Annotated in this window: 9 protein-coding genes; 4 read left to right on the top strand and 5 right to left on the bottom strand. The window is 65.9% G+C overall.

The window, feature by feature from the left end; genetic code table 11:
• Positions 1 to 227: 227 nt before the first annotated feature.
• Both V7P99_RS12000 and V7P99_RS11995 read left to right on the top strand, forming a co-directional pair.
• Positions 228 to 569, top strand: coding sequence for a DUF952 domain-containing protein (locus V7P99_RS12000; RefSeq protein ID WP_333795059.1), 342 nt, complete (start codon positions 228 to 230; stop codon positions 567 to 569).
• The gene (locus V7P99_RS11995) at positions 566 to 1,651 is read left to right on the top strand and encodes a quinone-dependent dihydroorotate dehydrogenase (protein WP_333795058.1); all 1,086 of its coding nucleotides are present in this window, start codon (positions 566 to 568) and stop codon (positions 1,649 to 1,651) included. Before V7P99_RS12000 ends, V7P99_RS11995 begins: the two co-directional genes overlap by 4 nt.
• Positions 1,652 to 1,719: 68 nt before the next feature.
• Here the strand turns inward: V7P99_RS11995 and V7P99_RS11990 are convergent, their stop codons facing one another.
• Positions 1,720 to 1,998 carry a DUF6460 domain-containing protein gene (locus tag V7P99_RS11990; protein WP_333795057.1) on the bottom strand — a complete coding sequence of 93 codons (279 nt, stop codon included), beginning with the start codon at positions 1,996 to 1,998 and terminating at the stop codon, positions 1,720 to 1,722.
• A 174-nt stretch (positions 1,999 to 2,172) separates the two neighbouring features.
• On the opposite strand from V7P99_RS11990, the gene V7P99_RS11985 reads away from it, so the two are divergent.
• Together V7P99_RS11985 and pdeM are read left to right on the top strand one after the other, a co-directional pair.
• Positions 2,173 to 4,833, top strand: a complete 2,661-nt coding sequence (locus V7P99_RS11985; RefSeq protein ID WP_442909901.1) for a ligase-associated DNA damage response DEXH box helicase — start codon at positions 2,173 to 2,175, stop codon at positions 4,831 to 4,833.
• The gene (pdeM, locus tag V7P99_RS11980) at positions 4,796 to 5,518 is read left to right on the top strand and encodes a ligase-associated DNA damage response endonuclease PdeM (protein ID WP_333795056.1); all 723 of its coding nucleotides are present in this window, start codon (positions 4,796 to 4,798) and stop codon (positions 5,516 to 5,518) included. The genes V7P99_RS11985 and pdeM overlap by 38 nt, the downstream gene beginning before the upstream one ends.
• A 52-nt stretch (positions 5,519 to 5,570) precedes the next feature.
• On the opposite strand, the gene V7P99_RS11975 is transcribed toward pdeM, so the two are convergent.
• The 4 genes from V7P99_RS11975 to V7P99_RS11960 form a co-directional block, all read right to left on the bottom strand.
• Positions 5,571 to 6,548, bottom strand: coding sequence for a TIGR02186 family protein (locus V7P99_RS11975; protein WP_333795055.1), 978 nt, complete (start codon positions 6,546 to 6,548; stop codon positions 5,571 to 5,573).
• Positions 6,545 to 7,471 carry a sulfite exporter TauE/SafE family protein gene (locus tag V7P99_RS11970; protein ID WP_333795054.1) on the bottom strand — a complete coding sequence of 309 codons (927 nt, stop codon included), beginning with the start codon at positions 7,469 to 7,471 and terminating at the stop codon, positions 6,545 to 6,547. Before V7P99_RS11970 ends, V7P99_RS11975 begins: the two co-directional genes overlap by 4 nt.
• 329 nt (positions 7,472 to 7,800) lie before the next feature.
• The gene (locus tag V7P99_RS11965) at positions 7,801 to 10,458 is read right to left on the bottom strand and encodes a hypothetical protein (protein WP_333795053.1); all 2,658 of its coding nucleotides are present in this window, start codon (positions 10,456 to 10,458) and stop codon (positions 7,801 to 7,803) included.
• A 324-nt stretch (positions 10,459 to 10,782) separates the two neighbouring features.
• Positions 10,783 to 11,223, bottom strand: coding sequence for a GNAT family N-acetyltransferase (locus V7P99_RS11960; RefSeq protein ID WP_333795074.1), 441 nt, complete (start codon positions 11,221 to 11,223; stop codon positions 10,783 to 10,785).
• Positions 11,224 to 11,433 lie beyond the last annotated feature (210 nt).

Here is an 11,433-nt window from a genome sequence, read left to right as displayed (position 1 = left end):
GTTGAGATGTGACGATCGGGATTGCGCGCCGACCCAAGAACCCGTGCTATTAGCCCCGCTTGATACTGCGTTGGCTCCCTCGCGCGACCGGGCTTGTAGCTGTCATCTCTGCCTCAGAGCGCGAGCGAGCAGGCTAATGTAACGCAGGCGAGGGCGGGCGGAAATATGGCGCGGCGCCTTGCGCGCCACGTTCCCCCGCACTGAGTGAAAGTGGACACACTGGCATCATGATTTTTAAGATCGTAGCGTCCAAGGCCTGGCGCGAGGCGTGCCGGGAAGGCGTATTCAGGGGCTCGCCCGACGACATGCGCGACGGCTTCATCCATCTGTCGGCTGCCGACCAGGTGAGGGAGACGGCGGCCAAGCATTTCAAGGACGTGGACGATCTCCTCCTAGTGGCTTTCGACGCGGCGGCCTTGGGCGCGGCGCTGGTGTGGGAGCCATCGCGCGGCGGCGCGCTCTTTCCGCATCTTTACGGCAATCTTCCAACGGCATCGGTGCTGTGGGAGAAGCCCCTGCCGCTTGACGCCGATGGCATTCCCATCCTTCCGGAGGATATCGCGGCATGATCGGCCCCCTGTCGCGCTTGGCCCGGCCGCTCCTGCTCACGCTCGACCCTGAGGTCGCCCATGATCTCACGTTGCGCGCGCTCGAGGTCGGCATCTATCCGAGGTGCGCAAGCGCGGCGCGGGGAGAGCTTAAGACGTCGCTTTGGGGCCTCGAGTTTCCGAACCCCGTCGGCATCGCGGCAGGGTTCGACAAGGATGCGCGCGTTCCCGATGCCATCCTCGGCCTCGGATGCGGCTTCGCCGAAATCGGGACCACGACGCCCCTCCCGCAGGCGGGCAATCCAAAGCCACGCGTTTTCCGGCTGGTCGAAGACGGGGCGGTGATCAACCGGCTGGGTTTCAACAACGCGGGGCATGCGGCAGCGTTGAAACATCTGTCAGCGAGGGCGCGGCGCGGCATCGTCGGGGTGAACATCGGCGCCAACAAGGAGAGTCCGGATCGCATTGGCGATTACGTTGCGGGCCTTCATGTATTCTATGACGTGGCGAGCTATTTCACCGTCAATATCTCCTCGCCGAACACACCCGGCCTGCGTGGCCTGCAAGCCCCGGACGCGCTCGATGCGCTGCTGTCGCGCCTGATGGCGGCGCGGGCGGCCAGAATTGCGGAGGGAGCGCCGCATCGTCCCATCGCCGTCAAGCTCGCACCCGATCTCTCCGATGAGGAGCTGGCGGATACCGTTGCCGTGCTCCTCCGTCACGGCATCGATGGGATAGCGGTTTCCAACACCACGCTCGACCGCAGCGGACTGACCGATCCGGCCGCTGAGGAAACTGGTGGGCTATCGGGGCGGCCGCTCTTTCACCGCGCGACGGTGATGCTCGCGCGCGTCCATCGGGAGACGGAGGGTAGGGTGCCGCTCATCGGCATTGGCGGCATCGACAGTCCGGAGGCGGCGCTCTCAAAGATCGAGGCAGGCGCAAGCCTCCTTCAGCTCTATACAGGCCTCATCTATGAAGGCCCCGGCTTGATCGGGCGGATCAACGCGCACCTCGCCGAGGCATGCCGAGAGCGTGGCGTAGGCTCAATTGCCGCGCTCACCGGAACGCTAAGCGCGGAGTGGGCGGCCAAGGAGCTCTGATCGTGGGGCAGGGCGTCGCGGGATGCGACGCTGCACTAAAAGCGGAGAGAGGGCGCGAGACCCTCACCTCATTCCGGCTTAGATTTGGAGCGCGCGGCGCCGAAGAGGCGCGCAACGATCCAGATCGGCACCACCACCAGCGCGCCGAGCGCCAGGTATTCGAGCACCCACTCGATGGCGCCGAAACCGAGATCGTAGATGTTCCGCAACAGCTCGTTGATCCGCTCGAAGAAGTTTCCGAGGTCGATGCCGAGCGCCTTCATCACGATCCCGACGACGATCGAGATCAGGGCGAGGCGAAGGATCACGCCCAGCGGGTTCCCGCCGAAAATCGTGTTACGGTCCATGGAAAGGTCCCTGTAGCAGCGCGTTGCTTCCTTACGTAGAGCCTGATCGTTCGGGATATGAGAACCTGAATCAGTCACCCGAACACATACTTAAAGCGCCTTCGCGCCGCTCAATTCAACTCTAACGCAGGTGAACGCGTTTTAAGTGATCGGCGGCAGCGAAGGAAGCCTCGCGTGCGTAGCGTATCTGATAAGGCGGTAAGGCGGTCGGCCCCGCGGCGCCGGGCACCGCCCGATGATACGGCCGTGGCCTTGCCGGCGCCGTTCGCGGACTGGTTCCGCCGTCGCGGCTGGCAGCCTCGCGCCCACCAGCTCGCCCTCATTGCCAAAACGCGCGAGCGCCGTCCGACGCTGCTCATCGCGCCGACCGGGGCCGGCAAGACCCTAGCCGGGTTCCTGCCGAGCCTGATCGCACTGTCCGGCGCGCCTCAGCCCAAACGCGGAGCGGGTCTCAGGACGCTCTACATCTCGCCCTTGAAGGCGCTCGCCGAGGACATCGCCCGCAACCTGCTGGCGCCGGTTTCCGAGATGGGCCTCAAGATCGCGATCGAGACGCGCACCGGCGACACCTCCGCCGCGCGGCGCGCCCGCCAGCGTGTGAAGCCGCCGCAGATCCTGCTTACGACCCCGGAGCAGGTGGCGCTGATGCTGTCGAGCCCCGAAGCGGCGTACATCTTCGCCAATCTCGACACCGTGATCCTGGATGAGCTGCACGCGCTCGCGCCGTCGAAGCGCGGCGACCTGCTGTCCCTCGGCCTCGCGCGCCTGAACACGATCGCGCCCGGCCTCATCACCCTCGGGCTCTCCGCCACCGTCGCGCGTCCGTCCGAGCTCATGAGCTATCTCGTGCCGCAGCGCGCACCCGACGCCATGCGCGTGCTCGCTGATCTCGTCATCGCGCCCGGGGGCGCCGAGCCCGAGATCGAGATCCTCGAGATCGAGGATCCGGTGCCCTGGAGCGGCCACTCGGCCCGCTATGCGATGGGCGAGATCTACCGCGCCATCCGCGCGCGCAAGACGACGCTGGTCTTCGTCAACACGCGCATGCAGGCGGAACTGGTGTTCCAGGAGCTGTGGCGCATCAACGATGAGGCGCTGCCCATCGCGCTCCATCACGGCTCGCTCGACAAGGCGCGCCGCCTGAAGGTGGAGGCCGCCATGGCCGAGGGCCGCCTGCGTGCCGTCGTCGCCACGTCGACGCTCGACCTCGGCATCGACTGGGGCGACGTGGACCTCGTCATCAACGTCGGCGCGCCGAAGGGCGCGTCCCGGCTCGCGCAGCGCATCGGCCGCGCCAACCACCGCCTCGACGAGGCATCGGCCGCGCTGCTCGTGCCCGCCAACCGCTTCGAGGTTCTCGAATGCCGGGCCGCGCTCGAGGCCGCCAAGGCCGGTGAGCAGGATGCGGTGATCTCGCGCTCCGGCGGATTGGATGTGCTGGCCCAGCACGTGCTCGGTATGGCCTGCCACGGCCCGTTCAAGCCCGATGCGCTCTACGAGGAGGTGCGCTCCGCCGCGCCCTATGCCGGGCTCACCCGCGCCCGCTTCGACCGCGTCGTCGATTTCGTTGCCACCGGCGGCTATGCGCTGCGCTCCTACGAGCGCTTCGCCAAGCTGCGCCCCACCGATGACGGCCGCCTGCGGCTGGCCCATCCGCGCCTCGTCAGCCAGTACCGCATGAACGCTGGCACCATCGTCGAAGCGCCGATGATCAAGGTTCGCCTCGTCGGCCGCCAGCGCGCCCGCAAGACCGGGCGGCCGGGAGCGTTGCCGCCTCTCATGGGCGGCCGCGTGTTGGGCGAGGTCGAGGAGTATTTCATCGAGCAGCTCGCGCCCGGCAATACGTTCGTGTTCGCCGGAGAGATCCTGCGCTTCGAGGGGCTCGCGGAGACGGAGGCCTTCGTCACGCGTGCGCCCGGTGCCGACGCCATGATCCCGAGCTATGCCGGCGGCAAGTTCCCGCTTTCGACTCACCTCGCCCGGCGCGTGCGCGCCATGCTCGCCAACCGGCGGACATGGGTCGACCTGCCGACGCCTGTTGCCGAGTGGCTTGGCCTGCAGGCGGAGCACTCGCAGCTCCCCGGTACCGACGACGTTCTGGTGGAGACGTTCCCGCGCCGCTCGCGCCACTTCCTCGTCGCCTATCCGTTCGAAGGGCGTCTCGCCCATCAGACGCTCGGAATGCTGCTGACGCGCCGGCTCGAGCGCATGGGCGCGCGGCCTCTGGGCTTCGTCGCCAACGACTACGGCCTCGCCATCTGGGGCCTCGGCGACCTCTCGGCGCGCATCGCCGAAGGCAGCCTCTCCCTCGCGAACCTCTTCGACGAGGATATGCTCGGTGATGACCTCGAAGCCTGGCTCGCGGAATCAAGCCTCATGCAGCGTACGTTCCGCACTGTCGCCGTCATCGCCGGCCTGATTGAGCGGCGACATCCCGGCAAGGAAAAAAGCGGCCGCCAGGTTACAATATCAACTGATCTCATCTACAACGTTCTCCGCCGCCATGACCCCGGGCATATCCTGCTCGAGGCCGCCTGGGAGGATGCCGCCACGGGGCTTTTGGATATTGCCCGGCTCGGCGAGTTCCTGACCCGTGCAAGGGGGCGAATCAGGCATCAAGCTTTGGATCGGGTGTCGCCGCTTGCGGTTCCGATCCTGCTTGAGATCGGCATCGAGCCCGTTGGCCGGCTGACGCGTGAGGATCTCTTGCGCGAGGCGGCCGAGGAGTTGATCGCGGAGGCGATGCGGGCTGAGCTGGGGCACGAAGAGGGGGAAGCACGTGAAAAACGCTTTGCCAATGCTGGAGCTCAAGCCCGAGCGCCTCGACGTCGGTGAGTTCAGCCGCCAGCCGCTCTCGATTGGCGGCCGCTCTTTCGTGGCGGACGTATCGGGCGCGCTTTACTGGCCAGCCGAGGACATCCTGATCGTCGCCGATCTTCACCTCGAGAAGGGATCCGCCTTCGCCTCGCGCGGCGTGCTGCTTCCCCCTTACGACACCGCTGCCACGCTCGAGCGGCTGGCCGTCACGCTCGACGCTTATCCGGCCGCCAGCGTGCTCTGCCTCGGCGACAGCTTCCACGACACGGGTGCCGTCGATCGCATGAGCGCTGAGGATCGCGGCACGCTCGCCATCCTTCAGGAGGGCCGCGAGTGGGTCTGGCTCAACGGCAACCATGATCCCGTCATCGACGATGCTCTCGGTGGCACGGTGCTGCACGAGGTGACGCTCTCGGGGCTCACCTTCCGCCACGAGCCGACGGCGAGCCCGGTGACGCATGAGATCGCGGGCCATCTGCATCCGGCGGCGCGCGTCTCCTTCCACGGCCATGTCATCCGCCGCCCGTGCTTCGTCGGCAACGGCATGCGGCTGGTGCTCCCCGCCTTCGGAACCTATGCCGGCGGCCTCAATGTGCTGGACGAGGCGTTCGCGCCGCTGTTCGGAAACGAGGGCCTTTCTGTCCTGGTGCTCGGACAGGAAGGCCTCTATCCCATCGCGCCGCGCCTTCTGAAAGAGGACTGAGCCGGATCGTTCTGAGAGGCGCGGACCGTTGCCCGCACTGCCGTGCAGCCTCTCAGGTGCCTGTCTTCCGCCTCAGCGGCATGGAGGCGAGCAGCCCCGCCAGCGTTGCGATCAGCACGGCGGCAAGGCCGTAGTAGAGCGGATGGCGCATGGCGGACTGGTAGATCCAAAGCTCCAATCCGCTCCGCTCGAGCAGCACCCGCGACTGGAACGAGCTGAGCAGTTGCCCCTCGCGCAGCAGATAAACGCGCGCCGTGAGCGGCCCCACGGGCACGTTCGCGGGCAGCGCGATAGAAGCTCGGAACAGGCTCTTGCCGATGAAGATCACGGCATAGTCGCGCATGATATAGAGCCCATCGTTCTGCTTCAGACGGATCACCGCGTCCTTGTAGTCCTTGAGTTCGCCGCTCTCGGTCTCGACAGCTGAGCGGGCCGCCAGCGAAAGACGCGCATAATCGTGCCCGATCGCGTGCCGTTCGAGCAGCGCCGGCTCCGCGATCTCCTCGATGGGGCGCGTGGAGGCGATGGCGTAATAGCTCGGCACGCTCTCGAAAGTGACCGAATCGGTGTTGACCCATAGCCCGGCGATATTGGATTTGCGCCGTGCGATGAGCGGTGTCGGCATGCCCTCGAGCACGACGATCACATCGTAATATCCCGCTTCCGCGCTCGGCTGCTGGCTGTTCACCACGGAACCGAACACGACAACCTCGGTTCCCGTGAAGGCCGACGTGATGGGAATGGTCCGCGATGAAACGTCGGCCTCGACCGCTTCTTTGGGTGCGGCCCCCGCGTTTTGCTGAGCGCCCCGGCGTCTGGCTTGAGCGACGGTGGCTTTCGAATCTGCCGCGTGCTTGCGCTGCTGTTGCCGGTCGCGCGGCGGCTCGGCCCGTTGCTCCACGCGTGGCCCATCCTTGGCGCTTTGGGCCAGCGCGCCCGTACCGGCCGTTCCCGAAAGGGCGACGGCGGTGGCCATTGCTGCGGCCAGCCACGCGAGACGGCGGCGGCTGTTGCGGGGATGCGCGGTCACGGCGGCCCTCCCGCGAAAGAGATCGAGTAAAGCTCGGGCGGGGTTGCGACGAGATCCCAGGCAATGCGGGCGCAGACGAGAAGCACGAGCCCCGCGAGCAGAAACCGCAGCTGCTCGCCCCTAAGGCGCGCCCCGGCCGCCGCGCCATACTGCGCGCCGATTACGCTGCTGATGATGAGAATGAAGCCGAGCACGATGTCGACGCTGTAGTTCTCCGTCGACTGCATGACGGTGGTCATGGCCGAGACGAACACGATCTGGAACAGCGAGGTGCCGACGGCGACATTCGTCGGCACGCGCAGAAGGTAGATCATGGCTGGCACCATGATGAAGCCGCCGCCCGCACCCATGATCGCGGCGAGAAAGCCGACGAAGGCCCCGATCACCATCGGCGGCACGGCGCTGATATAAAGCTTCGAGCGGTGGAAGCGCATCTTGAGCGGCAGCTTGTGTATCCAGTTGTGCTGTCCGGAGCGGCGCCAAGTGGGCGGCTGGCCTGCGTGCGCCCGTCGCAGCGCATTGACGCTCTCGATCAGCATCAGCATGCCGATCACGCCGAGGAAGGTTACATAAGCGAGCGCCACGAACAGGTCGAACTGCCCAGCCTGGGTCAGGATACCCATGATTCTGACGCCGATCACGGAGCCAACGGCACCGCCCGCCAGCAGCACGACGCCCATCTTGATGTCGATATTGTTGCGCCGGTATTGGGCGATCGCGCCGGATACGGAGGCGGCGACGATTTGCGTTGCGCCCGTGCCGACCGCCACGGGTGAGGGAATGCCGGAGAAGATGAGGAGCGGCGTCATCAGGAAGCCGCCGCCGACGCCGAACAGGCCCGAGAGGAAACCCACCGCCGCGCCCATGCCGAGAAACAGCAGCATGTTGACGCTCATTTCGGCGATCGGCAGGTAGATGTGCATTCTCTTGCGTGTGCTACGCCCGTTTGGTCGTCGGTTGCTGGGGTGCAGGAAACCGGGCTCGGCCATTCCCGCACGGTAAAGGCCGAACCAAGGTCGTCATGAGATCAGGCTCGCTCCCCGAGGAGCATCGTATTTGAGCTTTGCCGCGAGGGCCAGCATCAGCGCCGCCACGTGGCTCGACCCCCAAGCGGGCACGTCGGCGCGGGTGCTTACGCGGCGCGCTGTGGTCTGATGCGAGCAGGAGAGGGCGCTCTTAGAGTGCTTCCGGAGAAGCACGATCAAACAAAAACTTAGAGCCGTTCCCCGATTCTGCCTGAAGCGGAACGGCTCTAGGTGCTCGTGTCCTTCTGAGCACGCTTCTTCCAGTCTTCGCCGGCCGTGCGGGCGTCGTTGGCAAGGGGCGACATAGGGTGGGCCTTGAAAGCCTCAACCAGAGCCTCCGCCTTTGCGAGGTCCTGCGCGCCGAGCTCAGCCTTGAGCGCATCGCGCCGCGCCGTGGCATCCGCGTCTCCGCCCCTGGCGGCAAGCGCATACCAGCGATATGCGCCGATGCGGTCCGCTTTGACGCCGATCCCATTCTCGCTGAGGACGCCGAGATTGTACTGGCTGTCGGCCAGCCCGTGCTCGGCCGCCTTGAGGAACCAGGGCATCGCCGCGCCATAGTCGGGCTCGCCCTGCTCGCCGCCGGCGATCAGTACGGCGAGATTGTGCATGGCTTTGACGTTGCCGCCGGCGGCGGCGCGTCCGTACCACACCTTGGCGCGCTCGAGATCCTTATCCGTGCCGAGCCCGCGCTCGTAGAGCGTGCCGAGCCGATATTGGGACTGGACGAAGCCCTTCGCCGCCGAGCGCTGGTACCAGACGAGCGCCTCTGCGTAGTTCTGTCCCGTGCCTTTGCCTTCCGCGAGACGCGCGGCAACCTCGAATTCAGCTGATGCATCGCCGCCCGCTGCCGCGAGCCGGAGCGACATCGGTCCGACCGTCGCGGGCGGAAGATCGAGTGCAGCCTCACCCTGCGGCGCTGCTGTGCCCTCAGCCAAGCCGGGTGGCGTATAGGCCGCATCGACACGTCCGCTGTGCTCGGGCAGGAGCGCATCAGCGGAATGGCCGGCAGCGATCGACCCGAGCTTGCCGGAGAGGCTTGCGAGGACCTGCTGCTCATAGACCCGTGCGACCGTCATGTCGGAAAGTGCGTCGCCAGCCCCGGCGATGGTCACTCCTTGCGGAATGTCTCCTGCGCCGCTCCTGTCCAGGGAAAGATCGACGGTCGGATCGAGAACGTCATCCTGGAAACCGTACGGCGTCATCAACTTGCCGCCGGTCGCAGGCGAGCCGGCATCGGAGCGGTCGCCGGTTTGCGACGTGCCTGCCATGCCCCGTTCGCCGTCGCCCCCGCTTGAGCCGACATCGGCGCCCGCGGTCGGAGCGGGTTCCGTGGCGATCGGGGGCGTGGCGCCAGGATCGGCTTTGCGCGTCAGCAGGAGCAAGCCCCCGTTGATGGCGATGATCAGCACGAGAACGGCAGCCAGAAGCTTCGTGGACATGCCGAACATGCGCCCCGAGCTGCCTCCGAGAGAGGCGCGCGGCTCTTGCGAGAACGCGAAGGACGCATCCGCCGGGATGACCGGCTTGTCCGCGAACGCAGCACTGTGCTCGCTAAGCGTCTCGGCGCGATTGGCTGTCGCCTTGAGCTTGGCGCGCCGGGCATCGGCGATGAAGTCGCGCCGCAGCCTATCGACCGGCGACTCCGCATCCTCGACCAGCGAGCTGCCGGCATCCGCAGACGGTGAGGGCGCCTCCGAAGCCTCGGCGAGCTCCGCCCGTTCCTTCGCAGTTGGCATATCGTAGCGTGTGTCGCGGAACGCGTAGCCCGTCTCATGGTCCGCCGCCGGCCCGTCTCCGCCTCCGGTGGGTATGTCGATATCGGCGGGGAGTGAGGGAGCGGGCACAGGCGCTTGTGCTGCCGCTTCGCTAGGCGCGCCGGCATCGCGGCTGCCGTGCTCGAGCGCGTCCATCCGGTCGAGCACGGTGACGAGCGCCTGCTGCAGCGTATCGAGCATCGAGAGCGCCGTCTGCTCGTTCTGCCTCTGCTCCTGAATCGCCTGCTCCAGCAGGGCTTTCAGCGCATCATAGCGGTCGGCCTGTTCGCTCACCCGCCCGGAAAGCCCGGTGACGAGAGAGGCTGCCTGCATCTCCGCCTCGCGCCGGTCGACGATGGAGGCCTCGATCAGCGCGCGCAGTTCCTCGTGGCGTCGCGCCATGTTTTCCGCTTGCTCATTGTCGTCTCTGAGGCGGCTTTGCACTTCTTCGGCGGTGCGCCGTGCCACGGCCTCGAGATCCGCGGAGAAGCGGCTGTCATAGTCCATGAGTTTGGCGATCCGCTCGTCGGACACTTGTGCCATGACGTTGCGCAGGTCGCTCTCGATCGTGTCGATGCGCGTGACATGCTGCTCGAGTTCGTCGAGCTTGCCGCCGAGATCGTTGACGTGCCCTTCGATGACGCGGAGGCTGCCCAGATCCTCGCGCCGGACGATGTCTTTCAGCGCGGTGCTGATCTCGTTTTGGAACGTCTCGAGCCGATCCTCGAGAAGGGAGATCGTTGACGTGGGCCTGAGCTCTGCGAGCGCCTTCTCGATCGTCCGGGTAACGTCGTCGAAACGCTCCCCGATCCAATCGGCCTGGCCTTGTGTTGATGCACCTTGAGTGTGCGGGGCCGTCGCCGCCTCATAGCCGCGCATCAGTTCTTCGGCGGTATGCCTGTCCCACGGCCCATCGCTCGCATCATCGGCAGGTAAGGCCGGCATTTCGCTGGAGACGCATCTCAGCCGGTCGACGACGTGTGTCAGGGTGGCGCTTTGCTTGCGCTGCGACCCCTCGATCTGGCGCGCGATGTCTTCGAGAATGAGGCTCGTGTCGCCGGCTGCCGGTCCGGCAGGGCCATAGATGCTCCGGCGTGGCGGCTGGCCCTCCTGATCGAATAGGAGCATGCGGGGTCCCCAAGGATGCGGTGCGGTGCCCACAGCCGGTTGCGCTCCCTTGCGGGGATGGCGGCCAGGGCCGCCGTACGCTTCGGCTGCGATAGATCGTCGAGGGTCAGACGCAGCACGAACAAGAAACCCGTATGCTTGGAGGCTGACAGGGCGGAGTAAATGTTGTGTTAAGTCCTGGGCAGAGGCCCGAGATGCCCGGATTAGCAGGGCTTTCTTTCGTTATGCTGCCCGGCGGCCGGCCGTGGCCTTGCACGCTGATTCGCTCCGCAGCCGGGCGCTGCCCTCCGCGGCGGCCCGGAGAAGACGCATTGGCCGCCACAATTATCGAAGAGAGAGCCGATAGCGCACGAAGTCGTCGGCCTTGGCGAAGCGATCGTAAACGCTTCGAGCCGTCTGATTGCCTGCCTGCGTATGCCAATAAAGACCCGACCATCCGCAAGTCTTGCCGAGCCCGACAAGGTCCCGGACCAACGCTTCACCGATACCCCGGCCGCGGTATTCCGGAGCGACGAAGAGATCCTCGAGATAACAGACAGGGGTGGTCGTCCACGTGCCGGCATGCAGCACCGAAAGGCTGAAGCCGCATGTCACGCCTGAGCTCTCCGCCACCCGGCAGAGGAGACCGTCCTGCTTGCGGATTAGCCTCTCCCAGGTCCTGGCCGTAACCTTTTCCGGCACATCGGCCTCGTAGAAGGCAAGGTAATCCAACCACAGCTTGCGCCAGGTGGGCTCGTCACTGGGGACGGCATCACGGATCAGCATGGTCTCGAAGTCCGGATCGAGCGGCGAGGAGGTATCGCAGAGCCGGAACACGGCATGGGCTATCTATGAGCCAACCGCACGTCGACGGACAGATGAAAACAAAAAGCCGGTAAAGGAAAGCGCGGCGGCCCCAGATTTGGCCCCCCCCACCCACATAACAAAATAACCTAAAACACCGTTAAAAAATAACTCAAAGAGCAAGGAAAAAAA

The sequence above is a fragment of the Hyphomicrobium sp. genome (genome assembly GCF_036780825.1).
Lineage (GTDB): Bacteria > Pseudomonadota > Alphaproteobacteria > Rhizobiales > Hyphomicrobiaceae > Hyphomicrobium_C.
The sequence above is the reverse complement of the archived record's forward strand: the minus strand, read 5'-3'. Positions and strand labels throughout refer to the sequence as shown.